Genomic DNA, 23,307 nt, shown 5'->3' with positions numbered 1-23,307 from the left:
CAATTAAATAACAGTCTGTTATTTAATATTTGTGACGGTCGGGGGAGGAGCCGGTCGCGCCCCGCGGGCTAGAAGAAATGATCGCCGAAAGCCAAGGCCGCCGCGCCGAGCGCCGTGGCGTCGCCCTCCACCCGCGACCGAAGCAGCGGCGGGAAGGCCCGGTCGAGGTCGCGCACGGGCGCGGTGTAGAACGCCGAGCGCGCGATCAGGGCGTCGGCCAAGGCCGGGGTCAGGCGGCCGCCCAGCACGATCGCCTCGGGATCGACGATGGCGGCGATGGCCGAGAGGATGGCCTCGAACTGCGCCCGCGCCCGCTCGGCCCATCTGTCGATGATCGGGTCGCCGTCCGGCAGTCCCGCCAGCATGGCCTCGATCGAGTCGAAGCGCCGGCCGTCCGCCTCCAGCAGGGTCCGCAGCAGCTGGAGGGTCGGCCGGTCCTCGCGGCGTTCGGGCGGCAAGACGCCGGTGAACTCGCCGGCGTTGCCGTTGCGGCCTCGCCACAGCCTCCCGTCCAAGACCACCCCGCCCCCCAGGCCGCGGCCGACATAGAGATAGGCGAAGCTGGAGAGCGCCTTGCCGAGACCGTACAGCGCCTCCCCCATCGCCGCGGCGTTGCCGTCGTTGTCGATCCACACGGGCAGGCCGAAACGGGCGCTGAACTCGGCGTCCAGGTCGGCCAGGGCCCACTGCTCCATGACCAGCGGCGTGTTGATCTGCCGCCGCTGCCCCGTGAAGAACCCCGAGACGGCGACGCCCACGCCGAACAACCGGTCGCGATCGATGAGCGCCTCCCCCGCCATCTCGTCGAAGCTGTCCGCCAGCCGCGCGATCGCCGCGTCCTTGTCGAAGGCGTCGAAAGGCTCACGCCGCTGGGCCCGCACCCGGCCTTGCAGGTCGATCAGCACGACCGAAAGCGCATCCTCGGCGATCGAAACCCCGTAGGCGAACGCCGCATCGGGGGCCAAGCTCAGCGGCAGGCTGGGCTGTCCCCGCCCGGCGATCACCCGCTCGCCCTCGACGACCAGCCCCTCCTCGATCAGGTCGCCGATCAGGCGGGTGACGGAAAGCGGCGCCAAGCCCGTCCGTCGCGCCAGGTCGGCGCGCGAAAGCGGACCGAAGTCGCGGACCAGGGTCAGCAGGCGACGCTCGTTGTCCGTACGGCCGGTCCGGCCGGCGGTCGTCGAAAAGGGTCGTTGGGGCATGCTGCGAATCCGGCCAGCCGCGAGCGTCTCCGTGCGATAAGGTCATCACGGCCGTCCGCCAAGCGGCCGTCGCAAGAAGGCGTCACATCTGGGGCGCGCCCAACAGGGAGATCCAGGCCCGCCGGGCCGCGCCGAGGCTGATCCCCGCCGCGGGTCGAACGTCGCCGCTAGCGCGGGCGAACCCTGTCACGTCCGCCCGTCCTTTCGAGCTTGGCGAGCAACCGATTGTACGTCGATTGTCGTATCGGTCTTCCATCGCGCAGAGACCGCCAGGTCGTCTCGCTCACGCCCAGCACTTCCTGCAGCCAGACCTTGGTCACCGCCGGCAGCGCACGACGAAGGACCAGGACCTGCTCTTGATCAACAAGCACCATGTTCATGTGTCGGATTCCACGGATGAGGCTCTAGGTCATGCTGGCGGCCGACAGGCCGCCGTAGGGGGAACGTCAGGGCTTCAGGGTCGCGGCCTTGAGATCGGCGCCGCCCTTCAGGGCTAGGTCGTCGGAGGCCGCGCCGACCGCGACCTGGTAGCCGCCCTTGTCGATGATCCAGCGATTGGTCTTGACGTCGAACCGGCCCAGCAGGCGCGCATCGGCGGCAAGCGTGACGCGGCGGGTCTCGCCCGGCTTCAGATCAAGCTTGTCGAAGCCGATCAGCCGCTGCAGCGGCTTGCCTCCAGCCCCGGTCAGGTAGACCTGCGGCGCCGCCTTGCCGGCTCGCGGGCCGGTATTGGCCACGTCGAAGCTGACCGTCAGGGTGTCGCCCCCGGTGACCTTCAGGTTCGAGAAGGCGAACGTCGTGTAGGACAGGCCGTGGCCGAAGGCGAACAGCGGCTTGTCGCCGGTCTTGGCGAAGCGCCGGTAGCCGACATCGGCCCCCTCGACATAGTTGACGTCGAAGCGCGTCTTCTCCGGCGCGCCGAGACCCGGCAACCGCTCGCGCGGATATTGGGCCAGCGAAGCCGGGAAGGTCACGGGCAACCGGCCCGAGGCGTCGACTTCGCCAAACAACACGTCGGCGATGGCCTCGCCGCCCCGCGCGCCCGAATACCAGGCCTCGACAACGGCCCCGGCCTGCTTCAGCCAGGGCATGGCCACCGCGCCGCCGGTCTGCAGCACGACGACGGCCTTGGGATTGGCCGCCGTCACCGCCGCGATCAGGGCGTCCTGGCCGTCGGGCAGCGACAGATCGACGGCGTCCTCGCCCTCGCCCATCCACTGATTGCCGAACACCACCACCACGTCGGCGGCCTTCGCCGCGGCCACGGCCGAGGCGACATAGCGGCCGTCGTCGAAGGTCACCTTGGCTTGCGGCGCCAGCTTGCGGATCGCGGCCAGCGGCGAGGACGGGTGGAAGTACTGGCTGCGGAACTGGGCCATCATCCCCTCCCCGCCCAGGGGGATGATCGTCTTCGCGCCGCCGGGCGGCACGACCTGGGAGGAGCCGCCGCCCGACAGAACACCGGCGTCGGCGTGGCCGCCGATCACCGCGATCGACCGGGCGGTCTTGGCCAGCGGCAGCAGGCCTTCGGTGTTCTTCAGCAGCACGACGCCTTCGCGCGCGGCCTCGAGGCTGACCGCGCCATTGGCGGCGTAGTCGATCTCGGACTTGGCGGCGGGGCGATCGAAGAGGCCGGCGGCGAACATCGAGCGCAGGATCCGGCGGCTCATGTCCGAAAGACGCGCGGCCGGGACCTCGCCCTTCTCGACCGCGGCCTTCAGGGGCTCGCCGAACCAGGTGGTCCCGTCCAGTTGCTCGCCGGACTGCTGGTCCAGACCCTTGAGGGCGTAGTCGGTGGCGTGAACCGCGCCCCAGTCCGACATCACCCAGCCCTTGTAGCCCCAGTCGCGCTTGAGCACGGTGTTGAGCAGGTGGTCGTTGCCGCAGCTGTAGTCGCCATTGACCAGGTTGTAGGCGCACATCACCGAGCCGGGCTGGCCCTTTTCAATGGCGATCTCGAACGCCAGGAGGTCGCTCTCGCGGTGGGCGCCCTCCTCGATCACCGAATTGGCGGTCATCCGGCCGGTCTCTTGACCGTTCAGCGAGAAGTGCTTGATCGTCGATATGACGCCCTGGTCCTGGACGCCCTTGATCGCCGAGCCCGCCAGAGAGCCGGCGAGCCAGGGATCCTCGCCCAGATATTCGAAATTCCGGCCGTTGCGGGGATCGCGCGCCAGGTTGACGCCCCCGGCCAGTTGCACATTGAACCCCTTGGCGCGGGCCTCGCGGCCGACCACCGCGCCGCCTTCATAGATCAGGCGGGTATTGAAGGTGGCCGCCTGCGCCAGGCCTGACGGCAGGGCGGTCGCGCCGTCGCCCGGCCGCACGTTCAAGGGATTGGTCACGCCCAGGCTGGCGTCGCTCTCCTGCAGGGCCGGAACGCCCAGACGCGGCACGCCGGGGAAATAGCCGGCCGATCCGATCGCGCCTTGCGGAACCTTGAAGCCCAGGACCGGCATGGCCATCGGCCCGTGCAGCAAGCTGATCCGCTCATCCACGGTCAGCGCCTTGTCGAGCAGCGCGGCGCGCGCGTCCGGCGAGAGCTTGGCGTCGGCCCATGGGCGTTCGGCGGGCGCGGCGGCTTGGGCGGCCACGGCGAACGTGAGGACGGCGAGGCTAGAAGCGAGTGACATGAAATTCCTTGGCTTCCCCCGGCCCTCATGACGAGGACCCTGCGATTCACCGTTTCTGCGCCGGCGAGGGCCAAGGCTTAGCTCGATACGAAAACGTTTTCTATAATAATCGAAATTGGTCAGGCCTCTTTTTCGCGGACCGATGCGTGGCGCGTCGCGGCAGGGCCTCAGAGGGGCGGTGGCGCGACCGATTGACGAGAGATCAAGCGATAGTCCAGCTGTCGCTCCTTGATCCGCGCCCGAAACCTCTTGTCGCCAAAGCCGGCGATCAGCATGTCCACCGCGGCCTCGGCCATCTCGGCGATGGGCTGGTGAACGGTCGTGAGCGGCGGCCAGGATGTTTGCGCGGCCATGGAGTTGTCGAAGCCGACGACCGAGATGCGCTCCGGCACCCCTACCCCATGCTTGGCCAAGGCGGCGAGCGCGCCGATGGCCATCTCATCATTGCCGGCGAAGATGGCCGTGGGGCGCGGGTCCAGGGCCAAGAGGGCTTCGGCGGCCCTGAAGCCCGAGCCGCTAAAGAAGTCGCCGTTGGCGATCCAATCGCCGGGAACGGTCGCGCCACGGTCTCGCATGGCGGCCAGATAGCCCGCGCGCCGGCGGACCGCGGCGCGATGGCCGGCGGGACCGCCTATGAAGGCGATGCGGCGATGCCCCATGTCCCACAGGCGCAGGGTCTGCTCCCGGGCGGCCTCCTGATCGTCCATCCAGACGTAGGGCGCGCGGTCGACATCGCTGTTCGGCGCCAGGCGGACGTAGGGGATATTCGCATCCTCGACCGCGGCCAGCAGCCCGAGGTCGTCACAGAGCGGCGGGGTCAGGACGAGGCCGTCGAAGGCGGCGTCCCGCAGGATCGCGCCCAAGGCTTCGGGCGGAATGACGCCTTGCGGGGTCTCGATCTGCTCGACGACAAGGTGGTAGCCGGCGCGGCGGCAGGCGGTCATCGCGCCAAGCTGAACCTCCCCGACATAGTGGTAACCGCCCAGGCGCAGGAACATGACGCCGATCAGATAGCTGCGACGCCCCGACAGGGCGCGCGCGGAGACGTTTGGCCGGTAGCCGAGGCGCTCGACGATTTCGAGGACCCGGGTGCGGACTTCGGGCCCGGCCCCCTCTCCCCGATTGAGAACGCGGGAGACCGTCGCGATCGACACACCCGCTTCGCGCGCGATGTCGATGATCGTGACACTCTTGTCGTTGCTTTTCCCCATCGCCCAACCTCTAGCAGGAATCGCCGCACGGACGAGCCCCGGCCTTGCTCCGGCGAACGCTCGCGACGACAAAAAAGCGGCGCGCCCTAAGGCGCGCCGCTGGTCGCCGAAGCGACGAGGGTCCCAGGGAAAGGGAGGAGGAACCCGAGAGAACGCGGCGCGATCGGCCGCGCCTATATTCCGACTAGAAGCCCATCCGCGCGCGGATGCCAACATAGCGCTTGGAGTTTCGCGGCAGCAGTTGAGCGACCGCGCCGGCATTGGACGAGCCAGTATAGCCGAGCGAGCTGGCGTAGTGCTGGTCGAACAGATTGTTGACGAACAACGCCACGCGGTAGTTGTCCTCGTCACGACCCACGACGCCAAGGCTGGCGTTGACCACGCCGTAGGCTTTCTGGCGCGAGATCGGCGTACCCAGGAGGTCAAGCATGACGGCGCTCTGGTGCGTGTACTCGGCGGTCACGAAGCCGTCGAAGGGCAGGTTCGGCAACGCGACATCGTAGGCGCCCGCCAGCGAGTACTTGAACTTCGGCGAGTTGGCCAACGACTTGCCCGACAGGTCCTGGAAGTTCTGAGTCCCGACCCGGCGGCACCCCTCGGCGACCGTCTGGTTGGTGTAGCAAGGCGCGTTCGTGAATTCGCGGATCGTCGCGTCGGTATAGGCGGCGGTGGCGTCGATGCGCAGGGCGCGCACCGGCTTGGCCGAGACCTCGACCTCGACGCCCTTGCTCCGCAGCGACCCCACATTGCTCAATTGCGGGACGATGGTGCCGTCCGGCTGGGTGACGCCGCCCTGGGCCTGGAAGTCGGTGAAGTCGGTCAGGAAGCCCGTGACATTGAGCTGGACACGGTTTTCCAGGATCCGGCTCTTCAAGCCCAGTTCATAGGCCTTGCTCGTCTCGGGACGCACCGGCTTGGCCGCGCGCCCGGGATTGAAGCCCGTGCTGATGTCGAAGCCCTGGCCCTTGTAGCCCGTCGACAACGAGGCATAGGCCATGACGTGTTCGGCCAGGTCCTGGCGCAGCGCGACCTTGTAAGTGACGTGATCGTCCTTGGCCTTGCCGGAGCAGACCGACAGGCACGAGGCGTTGTTGGCCGGCGGGTTCGCCGTCGGCGTGGTGTTGACGAAGGTCGCGTCGATGGATTCGTGGTTGAAGCGCACGCCGCCGTCCAGATGGGTCTTCTCGCCGACGTGGTAGGTCAGCTGGGTGAAGGCGGCCATGGTCTTGGTGCCGGCGGTCGCCGCCCAGGCCGTCGCGGCGTTCGGACCGCGCGCATAGGAGCGGTTGGAGTCGCCGTCGGCGTAGAACAGGGCGAACAGGTAGTCGAGCTTGCGCGCGCCGCTCGAAACCAGCCGCAGTTCCTGCGTGAAATTCGTCGAGTGGAACGGGCCGCCGGCCGTCGAGCCCTTGGGCAGGATGCTCGTCGGATCAGCGGCGTTCAGCAGGGTCGGGGAACCGAGCGTGTCCAGGTCCTCGAGGAAGCGGAAGCGCCAGTCCTGGTAGCTGGTGATCGACACCAGGTTGGCGCCGCCCAGGTCGAGGCTGGCGCGGCCGTTCAGCATGGTCTGCTTGCTGGTGTTCTTCGGCTCGGTGTCGAGACGGATCTTGTAGTTGTCGTCGCCGGGCGTCAGGCCCGCGGTCGACAGGGCCAGCGGCGCGCCAAAGGCGCTGGCGCCCGGATTGACGCTGCGGAACGTGCGGACCTGGCCATCGGTCTTGGTGTTGGTGTGCGAGGCCGTCAGGCTGATGTTGAGATTATCGGTCGGGTCCAGCTCGAGCCGCCCGCGGACACCGTAGGACCGGTCGCCGTTCAGCTTGTGACCGGTGTTGAGGTTGCGGATATAACCGTCGCGATCGCCGTAGAAGGCGTTGAGGCGGAAGCCGGCCTTGTCGGAGATCGGGCCCGAGACCATCCCTTCGACGCGCTTTTCGCCATCGCTGGTCAGGGCGCCGCCGACGGAGCCCGTCAGGGTCTTTGTCGGCTTCTGGGTGACGATGTTGATGACCCCGGCGGCTGCGTTCTTGCCAAACAGCGTGCCTTGCGGACCGCGCAGGATTTCCAGGCGAGCGATGTCGTTGAGACCGGAGAAGGCCTGGGCCTGCTGCAGCAAGGCGACGTCATCGACCACGACCGCGACGCTGGGTTCGATGCCGATGCTGAACGAGAACGTGCCGATCCCGCGCAGATTGATGCTGTTGCCGGTGGCGTTGGTGTTCTCCGTGACCGTCAAGCTGGGCGAGACGCGGACCACATCCGTGACCTGGACGACGTTGCGCGCTTCCAGCTGCTCGCTGCTGACGGCGCTGACGGCGGCGGGCACGTCCTGCAGGTTCTGTTCGCGCTTTTGCGCGGTGACGACGATCTCGTCGAGCGCCACGGCCTGGTTGGCCGGCTGCGGCGCGGTCTGCGCCCAAGCCTGGCCGGAAGCCGCGATCATGGCGGCGCTCGCCATCCAAAGAAGACGCCTGTTCATTTCCCCTCCTGTTTATTTTAGCGAACGGTCTGTCCGGTCGCGCTTAATCTGTCTTACCAATTTTTGGATTTACGGTCGGGGCGTCAACCTCTTTTTGCCTGACAACCTGAGCGATCCAGGCCACAATCGATTAGCGCGTCACCCGGCCGACAGCCTGGGCGCGCAAATACAGGCCGATGATGACTTGGGAGACACCGAATGGCGGCGCGCGCAAAGGGGGACGTGGAGAAGGCGAACCCCGCCGGCGACACCACCGCGAGCGGAGACCGCATCTACCAGAGATTGGCTCGGCATGTGTTCGACGACCTGATCGCGGGGCGTTACGAGATCGGCAGCCGCCTGCCCGCCGAGCGCGAGCTTTGCGCCGAGTACGGCGCCAGCCGGCCCGCGGTGCGCGAGGCGCTGATCGCGCTCGAGGTGCAAGGCTATATCGACATTCGCGTGGGCTCGGGCGCCTATGTTCGCCGACTGCCGGGCCGCGAAGACCACCCCGGCTTCGCCATCACTGCCTTCGAACTGACGGAGACGCGACTGGCGTTCGAAGGCGAGGCCGCCGCGCTGGCGGCCAACCATATCAACGACGACGAGATCGCCCGGCTTGAAATGCTGCTGGATGAAATGGCCGTCGAAAACCTTCGCCCCAAGGTGACGGAGGACGCCGACCGGGCGTTCCACATGACCATCGCCCAGGCGACGCGCAACGCCGGGATCGTGCTGATGATCGAGGAGCTGTGGCGCCTGCGCTCGACGTCGCCGGCTTGCGCGCTGCTTCACAACAAGGCCCGCAGCGCCAAGATCCGTCCCGTCGTGGCCGAGCACCGTCGCATCGTCGAGGCGCTCAAGGCCCGGGATCCGCAAGCCGCCCGCGCCGCCATGCGCGCCCACCTCGCCGCCGTGATGGATCACCTGCTCTTCACGACCGAAGAGCTGGCGCTGGAGGAAGCGCGCCGGACGGCCGCGGGCGTGCGTGCGCGCTTCTCCACCGCCCTGCCCGAAAAATCTGACTGACCAATTTTTCAAATTGATCTGGCAGATTTGATTTAAGGCGCTAAGCTCGCTCCAACGCAACCATCAGGTGGCGACTGGGAGGGATGCCGATGAGACGATTGCTGCTGGCCACGGCCATGATGAGCCTCATCGCCCCGGCGATCGTACGGGCCGGGTCGCCGGCCGCCCCGGTGCGGGCCGAGACCGCCCTGGCCGAAAACTGGCGCTTTCGCCAGGACGACGCCCTGAGCGGCGCCGAGAACCCCGCCTTCGACGACCAGGACTGGCAGCGGGTCGCCGTGCCGCACACCTGGAACCGGGTAGGCCTCTACCTGCCCGGTCCGGTCGAGCGCACGCACAAGGCCGAGACCGTCAACAAGACCCAGGGCGTGGGCTGGTACCGGCTGGCGTTCGCCGCGCCCAAGCTGGAGGGCCGCCGCGCCTACCTGCAGTTCGACGCCGCCAGCCGCGCTGCCAAGGTCTGGCTGAACGGGGTCTATCTGGGCGAACACCAGGGCGGCTTCTCGCGCTTCCGCCTCGACGCCACGGACGCCCTGCGAGGCGAGGGCCGGAACCTGCTGGTCGTGCGCGCCGACAACAGCAAACCCGCGCCCGGCTCTTCCACGGCCGACAATCTGCCCCTGACCGGCGACTTCTTCGTGCATGGCGGCCTCTACCGCCCTGTCAGCCTCGTGCTCACCAACGCCGCCCATTTCGACATGCTCGATTTCGGCGGCGCCGGCGTCTATGCGAACACCACCACGCTTTCGCTCGCCAGGGCCGAGATCCAGGTTCGCGGCAAACTCCGCAACGAGATGGCCGGAGCCCTGGCCGCCCGCATGGTGAGCAAGCTCTACGACGCCTCGGGGCGCTTGGCCGCTCAAGCCAGCACGACCGCGGCCCTGCCCGCCAAGGGCGCCCAGGAGGCGACCCTCACCCTGTCGCTGGTCAATCCGCATCCGTGGAACGGCGTGGCCGACCCGTATCTCTACCGCCTGGAGACCGATCTGGTCGCCGCCGACGGCCGGGTGCTCGATCGGGTCTCGACGCCGTTCGGGGTGCGCCAGATGGCGGTCGATCCCGATCGGGGCTTTCTGCTGAATGGAAAGCCCTATCGCCTGCACGGGGTCGGCTACCACCAGGACCGCGAGGGCAAGGGCTGGGCGATCAGCCCCGCCGATGTCGAGGACGACATGGCGACCCTGCGCGAGATGGGCGCCAACACCATCCGCCTGACCCACTACCAGCATGGCCAGACCATCCACGACCTCGCCGACAAGTATGGCTTCGTGCTTTGGGACGAGATCCCGCTGGTCTCGGCCTGGACCCTCGGCGGCGCGCTCGAGCCGACCCCGGCCCTGATCGAGAACGCGCGCCAACAGCTCAAGGAATTGATCCGGCAGAACTACAATCACGCCTCGGTCGCCACCTGGGGCATCGCCAACGAAGTCGATTTCGGCAACTCGTTCCCCGCCTTCCTGACCGGCTACAAGGACGGCAAGGCGCCCGATCCGATGCCGTTGCTGAAGACGCTGAACGACCTGGCCCATCAGGAAGATCCGGGACGCCCCACCGCGCTGGCGACGTGCTGCGAAGGCCGGGTCTTCGCCGCCGGCGTGGATGTGCCGACCACGGCCGAGGCCGCCGACCTGGGCGGCGCCAACCGCTATTTCGGCTGGTATTTCGGCGCGCCGGGCGACCTTGGCCCGCACCTGGACGCCCTGCGCGCCAAGCGTCCGCGCCAGCCCCTGTCGGTGACGGAGTATGGCGCTGGCGGCGCGGTGACCCTCCACACCGACGATGTCCTGGGCGGCCCGATCGACTCTCGCGGCCGCACGCAGCCCGAGGAGTACGAGAGCTATATTCACGAGACCGCCTGGGCGGCCCTGTCACAGCGCCCCTATCTTTGGGGCACATGGCTTTGGAACGCCTTCGACTTCGCCACCACGATCCGTCACGAGGGCGACGCCGACGACATCAACACCAAGGGCCTGGTCACCTACGACCGCAAGATCCGCAAGGACGCCTGGTACTTCTACAAGGCCAACTGGGCGACCACGCCGACGGTGCATATCAACGGCCGACGCTATGTCGACCGCGCCTATCCGGTCACCGATGTGCGGGTCTATTCGAACGGCGCGACCACCGAGCTGACGCTCAACGGCCGCTCTCTGGGGTCGCTGAGCGACTGTCCGCTACGGATCTGCGTCTGGCCGGGCGTGCGCCTGGCGCCCGGCGAAAACGTCCTGGTCGCCCGCGCCCGGTTCGGCGGCCGGCCCGTCGAGGATCGCATCACCTGGAAGCGTCCGGCCGACGCGGCGGCGTCATTCCGCATCGACGCGGGCGCGATCGTCGGCGCGGGCAAGGCCACGGCCTTTGGCTCCGACGCCTTCTTCAAGGGCGGCGAGGCTCTGTCGGCCAATACCCCGGCCGACTACGGACGTCCCGCCGCGCGGGCCCAGATCAGCGGAACCGACGAGATCGACGTGGCCGCCAGCTATCGCCAGGGCCGCTTCGCCTATGCGGTCCCTGTCGCGCCCGGCCGCTATCGCGTGAGCCTCACCTTCGTCGAGCCCAAGCTGGCGAGCGGCGAGCGGCGCTTCGACGTCGTCGCCAACGGCGCGCGGATGCTGAGCGACCTTGATGTTTCGGCGCAGGCCGGCGGTCCGCTCAAGGCGCTGATCAAGACGTTCGAGACCGGCGCCGGCGACCAGGGCCTGACGCTGGAGTTCAACCCCACCAAGGGCGAGGCGGTCGTCTCCGCGATCGAGATCACGCCCCTCCCCGCCGCCAAGCCATAGGAACCCAAGACGTGTTGATGACGCAGACCATGCGCTGGTTCGGGCCCGCGGATCCGGTTTCGCTCGCCGGTATCCGGCAAGCCGGCGCCACGGAGGTGGTCACCGCCCTGCACGAGATCCCCAACGGCGCGATCTGGCCCCGCGCCCTGATCGCCGAACGCCGCGCCATGATCGAGGCCGCCGGGCTGGGCTGGACGGTGGTCGAGAGCCTGCCGGTGCATGAGGACCTGAAGACCGGCGGCCCCAGGTGGGACGAACTCGTCGAAAACTACCGCCAGAGCCTGACGAACCTGGCGGCCGAGGGCGTGAAGGTCGTCACCTACAACTTCATGCCGCTGCTGGACTGGACGCGCACGGACCTGGCCTGGCGCCTGCCCGACGGCGCCCTGGCCCTGCGCTTCGAGCTGGACGCCCTCGCGGCCTTCGACCTGTTCATCCTGCGCCGGCCCGACGCCGAGCGCGACTACGACGTCGGCACGCTGGAGCGCGCGGCGGTCCACTACGTCTCGCTGCCCCGCGACGAGCGCGAGCGCCTGGAGCGGACGATCATCGCCGGCCTGCCCGGCGCCGAGGAGACCTTCACCGCCGGGGCGTTCCTGCAGGCGATCCAGCGCTATGACGGCGTCGACGCCGAGCAGGCGCGCGCCAATCACATCGCCTTCCTCAACGCCGTCTGCCCCACCGCCGACGCCCTGGGCCTGCGGCTGGCGGTCCACCCGGACGATCCGCCCTTCCCGATCTTCGGCCTGCCGCGCGTCGTCAGCACCGAGGCCGACTTCGACGCGCTGATCGCGGCGGTTCCCAATCCGTCCAATGGCGTCTGCTTCTGTGTCGGTTCGCTGGGTGTCCGCCCCGACAACGACCTGCCGGGCATGATCGAGCGCCTGGGCTCGCGCATCGCCTTCCTGCACCTGCGCTCGATCCAACGCGAGGCCCATGGCGCCTTCCACGAGGCCGCGCACCTGGAAGGTGACGCTGAGATGGCCAAGGTCATCACGGCCGTCCATCACGTCTCGACCCGAGAGCAGCGTTCGATCCCGATGCGCCCGGACCATGGCCACCAGATGATCGACGACCTGAACAGGACCACCAATCCCGGCTACTCCCTCATCGGCCGCCTGAGGGGACTGGCCGAACTGCGGGGCATGGAGCGCGGCATCGCCCATGCGCTGGATGGCTAGTCTGCCGTAGCCGCCGTTGGCTTGCCTCGCGGCAACTGGGCGTTCACCGAGGCGAAGTCGAGTCGCCCTTGAAAAGAACGTCACCCGTCGCCGGCAGACCCATCACGGTGGCCAGGGTCGGGGCGATGCTCTCCATGCGGATGGTCCCCAGGTTGCGCCCCTTGGGAACGGCCCCGCCCTGGATGAAGAACGCCGAGCGCATTTCCGGGTAGTCGGCGGGATAGCCATGCATGCCGCGGTAGCGGCTTGGCGAAACCCGAGGCGCGGCCGGATCGCGGCCCATTTCGAAGCCGATCTCGAAGCCGAGCCGGAACGCCGGCGCGCGGCCAGCGGCATAGGCCGGCGTCTTGGTCAGGTCCGCCATATCGCGAATATGAAACGACGGGTCTTTCTTGAGATCGGTCAGGAAGGCGCGAACCTTCCGCTGAAGGTCAGGGTCGCCCGGACGCGCGAGATACACCGAAGCGGTGGCCCCGCCCCAAGGCATGGCCTCCCAGGATTCGAACTGGGACTTGTCCCGGTTGAGCCGCGCGAGCCCGGCGTCGGCGAAGGCTTGCAGCAGGTTCACGTCGTCGTGCAGCGGCGCGAAGCCGTGATCGGACACGACGGCCACGACGGCCGCCGGGTCGGCGGCTCTCGCCGCCTCCGCCAGCGCGCCCACGACCTGGTCGACATTCCGCAAGGCCGCCTTGGCCTCCGGACTGTCCGGACCGGACAGGTGCTGCGCGTGATCGAAGGCCGAGAAGTTGATCAGCAGCAGTCGCGGATGACGCGACTTCAGGATCTCGGCGGCGAAGCGGCCCGCGACGCGATCGGAATCCGGCGTGTGCATGATCGCCTGCGCCAGCTTCGAGCCGGTCTTCTTTTCCAGTTCGTCGACCAGTCCGGGCGTCGACAGGGCGCGGATCAGCTTGACGTCCTCAAGGGTCTGGTCGCGCCAGTACAGGGGGATGTTGAAATCGATGTCGGCGGCGCCGACCGTCACGGGCCAGTTGACGCTGGCGACGGTTCCGCCGTGCTGCTTGACCCGAGTCCACAGCGTCGGCGTCCGGATGTCCTGCGCGTACCAATAGTACTGATTGGCCTTCGGATGCAGAGGGTCGAACACCAGGTTGTCGACGACGCCATGCTCCTCCGGCGCGACGCCGGTGACCAGGGAAACATGGTTGGGCAGGGTCAGGGTCGGCGTTTCGTTTCGAACCGACTCCGCATAGCTGCCCTGCCGCAGAAAGCCGCGAAGGTTGGGCAGGTCGGGGTCGCCCCCCTTCAGACCGGTGATCTCGCTTGGGCGCATGCCGTCGATCGAGATGATCACCAGGGAGTTGGCTCTGGCGATTGAGCCGGATGCAACCATCAGCGCGGCGATCAGGGCCGCGAACCGGATCAGCGAACGCATGCGATTTCCCTCGTTCTCAAGCGATTGCACGATACATAAATTCAATATGTAACATCTCCATGATTATATATATTGATTTCAAGGATGGTTGGCGTCGGACGCTCCGACCGGCATGATCGCCCCGCGCCCGCGCCATGAGTCCTCGGCGTCCGGGGAGGATCCATCAGGCGAGCGCGCGCATCGGAGTTTTGGATGGAACAGAAGAAAGACGGCAAGCGCGGCTTGGGCGCGCTGAGTCTGCAGGTCCTGCGGACCTTCGTGACCGTCGCCGAAACGGGCAGCTTTTCCAACGCGGCCAAACAGCTGGAGATCGCCCAGCCCACGGTTTCGTTTCAGATCGCCAGCGTGGAGGAAATGCTGGGGGCGACCCTGTTCCACAGGCGGCCCAAGCCCGAACTGACCTCGGTGGGCCGGGACGTCTATACGCGCGTGCGGATCATCCTTAGCCGCGTGAACGAACTGGAGGCCAGTCTGGACCAGTTCAAGCAGCTTGAGTTGGGCCAGATCCGGATCGGCATCAGCGCGCCCCGATGCGCGCTATCGCTGATCGGCATGTTCATGCGCGATCACCCCGGCGTCGATGTCCACACCATCGCCGGCAACTCGGACGATCTTCTGCGCCTGCTGGAGCAGAACCGCATCGATATCGCCATCGCCGGCCTGCCGCAGGCGGTGACCGATTTCAACTGCCGCCTGATCGAGGCCATCCACCTGTGCGCCTGGCTGCCGGCCGGCGACGCGCTGGCGGGGCGCTCCGCGATCGATCTCGAGACCTTGGCGACGCTGCCCCTGGTCATGCGCGAGCAGGGGTCGATCACGCGGCGGATCTTCGAGAGCGCCTGCGCGGAAAAGGGACTGACGCCAGACGTCCGCCTGACCATTCATAGCCGTGAAAGCGTTCGCGAAGCGGTCGCGGCCGGCGTCGGCGCCGGCATCGTCTTCAACTCGGAAGCCAATTTCGACTCCCGGGTGAGCTTCATTCCGATCGAGCCGCAACTCGTCGCGGGCACCTATCTGATCTATCCGGAAACGCTGTGCGATCTGCCCGCCGTTCGCGCCTTTGTCGATCTGGTGGAACGCAAGCAGCCCGCCGCGCCGTCGCTGCTGACCGCTTCGCAAGCCGCGCGCGCCGAGCCCGTCGGGGACTCAGTCGTCTGAAAGCAGGCGTTCGACGATCGGCGTGGCGCGTCGCCCCATCAGCTGTTGTCCGGCGGCGGACGGATGCAGGCCGTCGATGAGCAGGCCGGCCTCCTGGTCGCCCAGCAGCAGACGCCCGTCGCGGTAGTGCAGCCGCCGGTCGCCCTGCGCCCGGCGACGGTCGACCAGGCCTTCAAGCAGACGGCGCGCCGAGGCGGCGGTCAACGCGCCCTCGGCCAGGTTGGCCGGACGCGGCGGCGGCGCCACGCCCTCGGCCGTGCGCCGCGCGGGCCCTGGGTGGGTTTCGAAGACGCCCGAGTGGATCGGCGAGATGACCATGATCGGGACATCCGGCCGCTCGCGGCGAATGATGTCGAGAAAGGTGTGAACCGCGGGAATGAAGGCTCGCTCGCGCATGGCGTCGGTCGTGATGACGTTGACGCCGATCTCCAGGGTCAGGATGTCAGCGTCGCTCCGCGCCATCGCCCGGGCGACGAAGCCCTCGAGCAGGCAGTTGCCGCTATAGCCCAGCGAGGTGAGATCCAGGTCCAGCCCCCGCGCCGCCACGGCGGGCCAGCAGTCGCTGGGCCCCTCGGCCTCCTTGCCGTGGCTGATCGAACTGCCGTAGTGCAGCCATCGCCGCTGGGCGCCGGGCGGTGGCGCGACCAGGGCGTCCGCGTCCACCCGCAGAGCCTTGAGGGTGATCGCCGCGTTCTGAGGCAGCCACAGTTCGAGCCGCTTCAGGCCTGGCGGCAGAGGGGCGAAGCGAAGGCGCGTGGTCGGCCCCGCCTGCCGCGTCACCTCGGGCGGAAGCCGCCCGAAGTCGACCAGCAGGGTTGGCCCGTCGGCCGCGACGCGGCGCTCGAACAGGCGATCATCGACAAACAGGTCGAACGCGACCGGCCGTCGCGCGCCGCCGACATAGCGGAGTCCGGTCGCTTCCGCGTCCAGTTCCAGCGCCCGCGTGTCGCTGTCCAGCCGCAGCCGCATCCCGGCGGCCATGCTCGCCGTCAGCACCAGCTGGGGGTCAGGGTCCCTCCCCTCGGCGGTGGCGGGGAGTCGCGACAGGCTAAGACCTTCCGTCGACCGCGCCCAGGTCACGGCGCCGCGAACGAGGTCATCGGTCAGATCCAGGGTTCGCAAGGCGTGCGGCTTCCAGAACAGGGGGCGGCGAGAGCGGTATGTCTGGCGAACTGGCCACCGCCCCGGCGGAGCGATGGCCGTATGTCAGATCAATAGCGCAGCTTGAAGGTCGCGCCATAGGACCGCGGTTCGCGGAAGAAGCGGATCTGGTCGCCATAGGCGCCGTTCTGCGAATAGACCTGGTTCAGGCGGTCGGTGACGTTGTTGCTGAACACGGTCAGGGACCAGCGCTCGTCCAGGGCCGCCACGCCGATCTTGGCGTCGATGGAATAGTGGCGGGGAATATATTCCCGAACCGCGTTGACCACGTTGGCATACGAGAACGTCTCCATCGCGTAGCCGCCGCCGACAAAGGCTTTCAGCGCCGGCGTGATCGGCCGCTCATAGGCGCCAGCCAGAGAGAGCTTGTAGTCCGGCGCATAGGGCAACCGGTTGCCGGTGCAGTTCGTGTTGAGCCCGTTGCAGTTCAAGAAATCGGTGAACCGCGCGCGAGTATAGGCGAAATTGGCGGTCAGGCTGAGCCCCTGTAGCGGGATCGCCTCCACCTCGGCCTCGACGCCCTTCGACCGCGCCTTGCCGGCGTTGGCCAGGCGCGCGACCGACGACCCGTTCACGGTTGGCGTCCACTGCGACACCTGGAAGCCGGTGAAATCCTCCCAGAAGCCGGTCGCGTTGAAGCGCAGGCGCCGCGCGAACCACTCGGACTTGAGCCCGATCTCGTAGTTGGTGGAGGATTCGTCGCCGAGCCGCAGGCCGGCGTTGAACACGGCCTGGGTGATCACGCCGGTGTTCCAGCCGCCCGCCTTGAAGCCCTTGGACACGCTGGCGAACAGGGTGGCGTCCTCCGTCGGATGGTAGCTGATCGAGACCTTGGGCGTGAACGCCCGGAAGGTCTGCTTGTCGGTCTGGTCGGAGAACTGAGCGAAGGAGGCGTAGGCCAGGTTGGCCGCGTTGGTCGGGTCGGCGCGCAGCGGATCGTTTTCCGAGAAGTGCTCGAGCGTCTTGCGGATCACCGAATAGCGGGCGCCCGCGCCGATCTCCACATCAGGGGTCGGCCGGTAGAGCAGCGAGCCGTAGGCCGCGTAGGACTGGTCCGACACCGTCGCGGGCGCGTGGATGACGGTGTTGTTGTACAGCCGCAGCGGCGAAGCGGCCACCGCGGCGGGAATGGCGGCCTCGGCGACGCCTCGGCTCCAGAAGGTCAGGGCCGCGAACTCCGAGCCCAGATAGTAGCGGGTCTCGGCGCCGTTCTCGCCGTCCTGGTAATACAGCCCGGCGATGAAGCTGAGCGGCTGGGCGGCGTCGCTCGACAGGCGCAGCTCCTGGCTGAACTGGCGCGAGGTCTGGTTGAGGTCGTAGACGCGCCCCGGGGCCGGCAGGTCGGTGGCGTCGGAAATCTGCTGGAAGCGCTCGGTCTGATAGGCGCTGATCGAGGTCAGCTTGAGCCCCTCGCTCAGGCGCCAGTCGACGGAGCCGATGAAGAACTGCGACCGGCCCGTCTCGCCCTGGTCGTTGCTGTCGGCGATCTGGAGGTCGCCGGGCAGCGGAAGGCCGCTGAATTTCGGATAGAGCTTCTGGAAGCTCGCCCACTGCGCGGGCGACCAGACGCCGATGGTCCAGATGGACTTGTTGTCGTCCCACAGGCCCGAATACTGCAGATTGATCTCGACATCCGCGTTCGGCTGATAGCGCAGCTGCGCGCGCAACGAGCGCCGATCCACCCCGCCATAGGACCGGTCGAGGTAGATGTTGTCGATGAAGCCGTCCGACGTCTCGCTGGTGGCGGTCACGGCCAGGGCGAGCTTGTCCTTGATAAGCGGCAGGTTCACGCGCGCCCCGAAGCGGCGGTGGCTGAAGCTGCCGAACTCGCCGACGGCCTCGCCGCCCAGATCGCCCAAGTCGGGCTTTCGGGTGATGAAGCTGATGGCCCCGGCGTCGGTGTTCATGCCGAAGGTCGTGCCTTGGGGACCCCGAAGGAATTCAACCCGCTCCATGCCCAGCAGGGTCTGGTTGTCGGCGTAGGAACGCTTGATGTAGACGCCGTCCAGATAGGCGCCCACGCGCGCGTCGTAGCCCGGCGTGCTGGCGTAGTCGACGACGCCGCGCATGCCGATCTGACCGACGGTCTTGGCCCGGTTGACGGCGAAGGTGACGCCGGGCGCCGCGCGCTCCAGATTGTCGAGGCTGACCGCGTTCAGCTGGTCGATCCGCTTGGCCGTGAAGGCCAGGATCGAGACCGGAACCGATTGCAGCTTCTCCTCGCGCCGCTGCGCCGTGACGATGATTTCCTCGATGGCTTGCGAAGCCTTCGCCGGCTCCGCGGAGTCGTCGCGGGTCTCGGCGAGCGCCGGGCTGGCGGCCGCGGCGAGCGCGGTCGCGATGGCGATGAGCGATGGTCCAAACCTGTTCATGGTGCCCCCAGGATTTGCCTGACACGCATGGGCGTGCCGGTTGATCGGATTTCTTGATAAGTAGATATTCATAAATCCATGAAACTAATGTGATGGCCCACGGCGTCGGTGTTGGACCGACGCGAAAACCCCGACGTACGCTGACGAAACGGCCCTCACTCGCCCGTATCCGCCGAAACAACCCGCCCAAAACAAAGCCAAATTATAGGTTTTTATGATCCGATAAATATTGATATCAATTTCTCTAATTGATACGACGGCGCCATCATTCTCCCTAAGCGAGGAGCGCCCGATGACTGAGATGAAGGCCTATTTCCCAACGCTCGAGGCGCTTGACGCCTTCCTGGAAGAGATGGCCAACCGGCCGTGCGAGGCGCCGGAGCTGAGCGAACTCGACCACGGACTGCAATGCGCCGAGGTGCTGAAGGCGATGAGACCCGATGACGTCGAGTTGCAGGTGGCGGGCTTGCTGCACGATGTCGCTCACGGCCTGTGCCACATCCGCGACCACGCCGAGTTCGGCGCTCACGCCCTACGCGATGTGATGAACGATCGGGTGAATGCGCTCGTCGCCCTGCATGTCGCGGCCAAGCGGTATCTGGTGACCACTGAGCGCGCCTATCGCGATCGTCTGTCCCCCACCAGCCTGCGCAGTTTCGAGCTGCAGGGCGGCGACATGAACGCGGCCGAAATCACCCAGTTCGCCAGCGATCCCCATCGCGACGACGCCCTGCGCCTTCGGGAAGCCGATGACGCCGCCAAGGTTGTCGGCAAGGTCGTCCCGGGCCTTGACGCCTGGCGCGACGCTCTGCGCGCCTGCGCGCGACGAGCCTGAAAGTCTCACGGCGCTGACGGAGTGCGCGATGGATGGCCTGAGGAACTTTCTGCGAGAGCGTCGCGGGCTGGTCGCGCCCTGGGCCCTGTCGTTCGCGTTCGCGACCTATTTCTGCATGTACGCGTTTCGCAAGCCGTTCACCGCCGCGACCTATGATCATATCGTCGGCTGGCCCTTCGCCTTCGACTTCAAGGCCAGCCTCATCCTGAGCCAGGTGCTCGGCTACACGCTCTCCAAGGCCCTTGGCATAAGGATCGTCGCCGAGGCCGACGATCGGGGACGGGGGTGGCTGATCTTGGCGCTGATCGGCCTGAGCGAGCTTTCCCTGGTCCTGTTCGCCGTGCTGCCGACGACCTTGAAGCCGTTCGCGATGTTTCTGAACGGACTGCCGCTGGGCATGATCTGGAGCTTGGTCCTGCGCTATCTGGAAGGGCGTCGGACCAGCGAAATTCTCGGCGCGGGCCTGTGCACGAGCTTTATTCTCTCCTCGGGCGTGGTGAAGGGCGTCGGACTGTGGCTGCTGGTCGAGCGCGATGTCGCCGACACCTGGATGCCCGCCCTGGCCGGCGCGATCTTCCTGCCGATCATCGCCTGTTCGATATTTCTGCTGGCCCAGACGCCGGCGCCCGACAGCCAGGACAAAGAGGAAAGGACAGCGCGCGTCCCTATGCGCAAGGCCGACCGCCAGGCCTTCTTTCAGCAGCATCGTCTGGAACTGTTCCTGCTGGGCGGAGCCTTCGCGCTGCTGGCGACCGTCCGCGACTTCCGGGACAATTTCGCCGTCGAGATCTGGCGGGCGGTGGGCTACGCGAAGGCGCCGCAGGTGTTGGCCCTGTCGGAGGCGCCGGCCGCGCTGCTGGTTCTGGTGACGGTCGCGCTGCTGGCGCGCGTCAAGGACAATCGCCAGGCCGTCCGGCGCGTTCATCTGGCCATGCTGGGCGGCGTCGCGCTGGCGCTGATCTCGACGATCCTGTTTCAGCTCAAGATGATCGGCCCCATCGGTTGGATGATCAGCCTGGGCGCGGGGATCTACCTCGGCTACGTACCGTGCACCTCGGTTCTGGCCGACCGGCTGATCGCCGCCCTGCGATCCGGCGGGAACACCGGCTATCTGGTCAACCTGTTCGACACCTGGGCCTATCTGGGCAGTGTCCTCATCCTCCTGATGAAGGCGTTCGCCCTGCCGGACGTCAACTGGCTGCCGTTCTTCCTGGCGCTCAGCTATGTCTGCCTTTCTCTGAGCGCCTTTGGGATACTCGCCTCCTATGGCCGTTTCCTGGGACAAAGAGAGACGACGCCTTAGATCCGTCGTCCTTCTGGGGCGATGGATCGACGTCCCCGCCCCCCACCAAGCGGCGCCAAAGCCACACCCCGCCAGAAGAAAGCCACACCCCGCCGGAAGTAAGTAACCTTTCACTGAACCGACATCGATTCCCCGCTATAGCGCCCCAGCGCTCGGGCGCGGGGAGGTTTGCTCCCTCGCCGCCGGCGCGTCTTAGACGGCCATCAAGGCCGCGAACGAGGGTCTCTCAAACACCATGCGTACTCCCCACACCAACAAGCTCGCCCTGCTCCTGGGCGCGGCCGCCGCGACCCTGATCGCCGGCGCCGCCCACGCCCAGCAGGCCGCTCCGGCCGACACCGCCTCGACGGCGCTGGACGAAGTCGTCGTCACCGCCGAGCGCCGCTCGGAAAACCTGCAGAAGGTGCCGTTGTCGGTCGCCGCCGTGGCCGGCGAGCAGCTGCGCGCCATCACCGCCGACGGCAGCGACATCCTGGCCCTGTCGGGCAAGGTCCCCAGCTTCTACGCTGAAACCACCACGGGCCGGATCTTCCCGCGCTTCTACATCCGCGGCCTGGGCAACATCGACTTCTACCTCGGCGCCTCGCAGCCGGTGTCGATCATCCATGACGACGTGATCATGGAGCACGTGGTCCTGAAGTCGAACCCGCTGTTCGACATCGGCCAGGTGGAAGTGCTGCGCGGCCCGCAAGGCTCGCTGTTCGGCCGCAACACCACCGCCGGCATCGTCAAGTTCGACACCATCAAGCCGAGCGAGGACTTCAACGCCCGCTTCGCGGCCTCGTACGGCACCTACGGCACGACCACCTTCGACGGCGGCGTCGGCGGCCCGCTGGCCGACGGCCTGATGTTCCGCGCCTCGGTGCTGTACCAGCACCGCGACGACTATGTGGACAACACCTTCTCGGGCGTCAGCGCCGACGGCACCGCCTCGCCGAAGAAGAACGCCATGGGCGGCTTCGACGAAAAGGACGCCCGCATCCAGGTGCTGGCCAAGCCGAACGACAAGCTGTCGGTCCTGGTCTCGGCCCACGCCCGCGACTACAACGGCACCTCGACCCTGTTCCTGCGCCAGGCCCTGACCAAGGGCAGCAACAAGTCGACCGCGCCTCGTGACCAGGTTGCTCTCGACGAGGCCAACAACAACCCGCAGGCCTACAAGACCTACGGCACGTCGGCTCACATCGACTACGACTTCGGTCCGGTCACCCTGACCTCGATCAGCGCCTATGAGTCGACCAGCGGCTACAGCCGTGGCGACACCGACGGCGGCGCGGCGGCCAACTTCCCGGTCAATGGCGTGCCGAACGGCTTCGGCCAGTCGATGGGCCAGATCCGCGACCTCGACCAGCTGACCCAGGAAATCCGCCTGGCCAGCAACGGCGAAGGCAAGCTGAAGTGGCAGGTCGGCGGCCTGTACTTCGACTCGCGCGACACCACCGACTTCTATCAGCGCGGTTATTTCCTGCTGCCGACCTCGGCCGGCTACAACCCCAACAACTGGGTGCGCCTGAACAACCTGAACACCTCGTGGGCGGTGTTCGGCCAGGTCAGCTACCAGCTGACCGACGCCCTGACGATCACGGGCGGTCTGCGCGACACCTATGACGCCAAGAAGACCGTCCTGGTGAAGACCTCGAACAACGCCGCCAACGTGTCGACCTACGGCGGCCGCCGCTACGTGCGCATGGCCGACGAGCAGGTCAGCTGGGACCTGTCGGCCAACTACCAGGTCAATCCGGACGTCAGCGTCTACGCCCGCGCGGCCAAGGGCTTCCGCGGCCCGACCATCCAGGGCCGCTCGGCGGTGTTCAACGCCGACTTCACCACGGCGGACTCGGAAACGATCCAGTCGTACGAAGTCGGTTTCAAGAGCTTCCTGCTCGAGAACACCCTGCGCTTCAACGCCTCGGCCTTCACCTATGAGGTCAAGGACATCCAGCTGAACGGCAACGACAGCAACGGCAACGGCGTGCTGTTCAACGCCGACAAGGCGCAAGCCTACGGCGTCGAGGCCGACCTCGAGTGGCGTCCGGTCCGCAACCTGCTGCTGACCGCCGGCGCCAGCTACCTGCACAGCGAGATCAAGGACAAGCGCGTCTACGCTCAAGTCTGCGCGCTGAACGGCGTGGTGGTCTGCACGGTCGAGAACCCGACGATCAAGGTGGGCGCCAACACCTTCGCCCAGATCGACGGCCAGCCGCTGCCGAACGCCCCGAAGTACAACCTGAACTTCACGGGCCGCTACGACATCCCGGTCGGCGAGGCCGGCCGCGTGTTCGTGGCCACCGACTGGAACGTCCAGGGCTACACCAACTTCGTGCTCTACAAGACCAAGGAGTTCTACTCCAAGGGCAGCTTCGAGGGCGGCCTGAAGCTGGGCTACGAGAACCTCGACAAGGGCTACGAGATCGCCCTGTTCGGCCGCAACATCACGAACGAGAAGAACCTCAAGGGCGTGATCGAGAACTACATGGCCGCCGTCTACAACGAGCCCCGCATCGTCGGCGTCTCGCTCAGCGCCAAGCTGAAATAAGCGTTTCCTCCCCGGAAAACCTCGAGCCCCGGAGCCCCGCGCTCCGGGGCTTTTT

At 67.2% G+C, this 23,307-nt stretch carries 15 protein-coding genes; 7 read left to right on the top strand and 8 right to left on the bottom strand.

Translation table 11 applies throughout. The annotated features are described in order from the left end of the window. Positions 1-68: 68 nt before the first annotated feature. The 5 genes from AC07R7_RS08155 to AC07R7_RS08135 all read right to left on the bottom strand — a co-directional run bounded on the left by AC07R7_RS08155 (position 69) and on the right by AC07R7_RS08135 (position 7,486). On the bottom strand, positions 69-1,202 hold the full coding sequence (locus AC07R7_RS08155; protein WP_492836971.1) for an ROK family transcriptional regulator: 1,134 nt from the start codon (positions 1,200-1,202) through the stop codon (positions 69-71). 167 nt (positions 1,203-1,369) lie between these two features. Then, positions 1,370-1,582 (bottom strand): hypothetical protein, encoded by a 213-nt coding sequence (locus tag AC07R7_RS08150; RefSeq protein ID WP_492836972.1) that lies wholly within the window; start codon positions 1,580-1,582, stop codon positions 1,370-1,372. Between the two features lie 66 nt (positions 1,583-1,648). Continuing rightward, on the bottom strand, positions 1,649-3,835 hold the full coding sequence (locus tag AC07R7_RS08145; RefSeq protein WP_494634777.1) for a beta-glucosidase: 2,187 nt from the start codon (positions 3,833-3,835) through the stop codon (positions 1,649-1,651). Between the two features lie 167 nt (positions 3,836-4,002). After that, positions 4,003-5,046, bottom strand: coding sequence for a LacI family DNA-binding transcriptional regulator (locus AC07R7_RS08140; protein ID WP_494634776.1), 1,044 nt, complete (start codon positions 5,044-5,046; stop codon positions 4,003-4,005). Positions 5,047-5,230: 184 nt separating this feature from the next. After that, a complete protein-coding gene (locus AC07R7_RS08135; RefSeq protein ID WP_494634775.1) occupies positions 5,231-7,486 on the bottom strand; it encodes a TonB-dependent receptor in 2,256 nt (751 codons plus the stop codon). A gap of 234 nt (positions 7,487-7,720) precedes the next feature. Between AC07R7_RS08135 and AC07R7_RS08130 the strand changes: the two genes are divergently transcribed. From AC07R7_RS08130 to uxuA, 3 genes are all read left to right on the top strand, one after another. Further along, the gene (locus AC07R7_RS08130) at positions 7,721-8,530 is read left to right on the top strand and encodes a FadR/GntR family transcriptional regulator (RefSeq protein WP_492885969.1); all 810 of its coding nucleotides are present in this window, start codon (positions 7,721-7,723) and stop codon (positions 8,528-8,530) included. An 89-nt stretch (positions 8,531-8,619) separates the two neighbouring features. Next, positions 8,620-11,310 carry a glycoside hydrolase family 2 TIM barrel-domain containing protein gene (locus AC07R7_RS08125; protein ID WP_494634774.1) on the top strand — a complete coding sequence of 897 codons (2,691 nt, stop codon included), beginning with the start codon at positions 8,620-8,622 and terminating at the stop codon, positions 11,308-11,310. Between the two features lie 17 nt (positions 11,311-11,327). Beyond that, a complete protein-coding gene (uxuA, locus tag AC07R7_RS08120; RefSeq protein WP_494634773.1) occupies positions 11,328-12,491 on the top strand; it encodes a mannonate dehydratase in 1,164 nt (387 codons plus the stop codon). A 43-nt stretch (positions 12,492-12,534) separates the two neighbouring features. On the opposite strand, the gene AC07R7_RS08115 is transcribed toward uxuA, so the two are convergent. Then, positions 12,535-13,887, bottom strand: coding sequence for an alkaline phosphatase family protein (locus AC07R7_RS08115; protein WP_494634772.1), 1,353 nt, complete (start codon positions 13,885-13,887; stop codon positions 12,535-12,537). Positions 13,888-14,079: 192 nt separating this feature from the next. Between AC07R7_RS08115 and AC07R7_RS08110 the strand changes: the two genes are divergently transcribed. Next, entirely contained in the window at positions 14,080-15,045 is a 966-nt protein-coding gene (locus tag AC07R7_RS08110) for a LysR substrate-binding domain-containing protein (RefSeq protein WP_492885976.1), read from the top strand. Here the strand turns inward: AC07R7_RS08110 and AC07R7_RS08105 are convergent. Both AC07R7_RS08105 and AC07R7_RS08100 read right to left on the bottom strand, forming a co-directional pair. Continuing rightward, entirely contained in the window at positions 15,034-16,167 is a 1,134-nt protein-coding gene (locus AC07R7_RS08105) for an SGNH/GDSL hydrolase family protein (protein ID WP_492885978.1), read from the bottom strand. The genes AC07R7_RS08110 and AC07R7_RS08105 overlap by 12 nt on opposite strands. An 89-nt stretch (positions 16,168-16,256) precedes the next feature. Beyond that, a complete protein-coding gene (locus tag AC07R7_RS08100) occupies positions 16,257-18,578 on the bottom strand; it encodes a TonB-dependent receptor (protein WP_494634771.1) in 2,322 nt (773 codons plus the stop codon). Positions 18,579-18,870: 292 nt separating this feature from the next. On the opposite strand from AC07R7_RS08100, the gene AC07R7_RS08095 reads away from it, so the two are divergent. The 3 genes from AC07R7_RS08095 (at position 18,871) to AC07R7_RS08085 (ending at position 23,252) form a co-directional block, all read left to right on the top strand. Continuing rightward, positions 18,871-19,413: an HD domain-containing protein gene (locus tag AC07R7_RS08095; protein ID WP_492885982.1), complete on the top strand. Its 543-nt coding sequence runs from the start codon at positions 18,871-18,873 to the stop codon at positions 19,411-19,413. A 28-nt stretch (positions 19,414-19,441) separates the two neighbouring features. Further along, the gene (locus AC07R7_RS08090; RefSeq protein ID WP_494634770.1) at positions 19,442-20,716 is read left to right on the top strand and encodes a DUF5690 family protein; all 1,275 of its coding nucleotides are present in this window, start codon (positions 19,442-19,444) and stop codon (positions 20,714-20,716) included. A gap of 235 nt (positions 20,717-20,951) precedes the next feature. Then, a complete protein-coding gene (locus tag AC07R7_RS08085; RefSeq protein ID WP_494634769.1) occupies positions 20,952-23,252 on the top strand; it encodes a TonB-dependent receptor in 2,301 nt (766 codons plus the stop codon). Positions 23,253-23,307 lie beyond the last annotated feature (55 nt).

Source organism: Caulobacter sp. GW821-FHT05F04, from assembly GCF_059419665.1.
The sequence above is the reverse complement of the archived record's forward strand: the minus strand, read 5'-3'. Positions and strand labels throughout refer to the sequence as shown.

Coding starts and splice junctions, on each gene's coding strand:
- AC07R7_RS08155 (WP_492836971.1), bottom strand. CDS start 1,202: ATGCCCCAACGACCCTTTTCGACGACCGCCGGCCGGACCGGCCGTACG.
- AC07R7_RS08150 (WP_492836972.1), bottom strand. CDS start 1,582: ATGAACATGGTGCTTGTTGATCAAGAGCAGGTCCTGGTCCTTCGTCGT.
- AC07R7_RS08145 (WP_494634777.1), bottom strand. CDS start 3,835: ATGTCACTCGCTTCTAGCCTCGCCGTCCTCACGTTCGCCGTGGCCGCC.
- AC07R7_RS08140 (WP_494634776.1), bottom strand. CDS start 5,046: ATGGGGAAAAGCAACGACAAGAGTGTCACGATCATCGACATCGCGCGC.
- AC07R7_RS08135 (WP_494634775.1), bottom strand. CDS start 7,486: ATGATCGCGGCTTCCGGCCAGGCTTGGGCGCAGACCGCGCCGCAGCCG.
- AC07R7_RS08130 (WP_492885969.1), top strand. CDS start 7,721: ATGGCGGCGCGCGCAAAGGGGGACGTGGAGAAGGCGAACCCCGCCGGC.
- AC07R7_RS08125 (WP_494634774.1), top strand. CDS start 8,620: ATGAGACGATTGCTGCTGGCCACGGCCATGATGAGCCTCATCGCCCCG.
- uxuA (WP_494634773.1), top strand. CDS start 11,328: ATGACGCAGACCATGCGCTGGTTCGGGCCCGCGGATCCGGTTTCGCTC.
- AC07R7_RS08115 (WP_494634772.1), bottom strand. CDS start 13,887: ATGCGTTCGCTGATCCGGTTCGCGGCCCTGATCGCCGCGCTGATGGTT.
- AC07R7_RS08110 (WP_492885976.1), top strand. CDS start 14,080: ATGGAACAGAAGAAAGACGGCAAGCGCGGCTTGGGCGCGCTGAGTCTG.
- AC07R7_RS08100 (WP_494634771.1), bottom strand. CDS start 18,578: ATGAACAGGTTTGGACCATCGCTCATCGCCATCGCGACCGCGCTCGCC.
- AC07R7_RS08095 (WP_492885982.1), top strand. CDS start 18,871: ATGACTGAGATGAAGGCCTATTTCCCAACGCTCGAGGCGCTTGACGCC.
- AC07R7_RS08090 (WP_494634770.1), top strand. CDS start 19,442: ATGGATGGCCTGAGGAACTTTCTGCGAGAGCGTCGCGGGCTGGTCGCG.
- AC07R7_RS08085 (WP_494634769.1), top strand. CDS start 20,952: ATGCGTACTCCCCACACCAACAAGCTCGCCCTGCTCCTGGGCGCGGCC.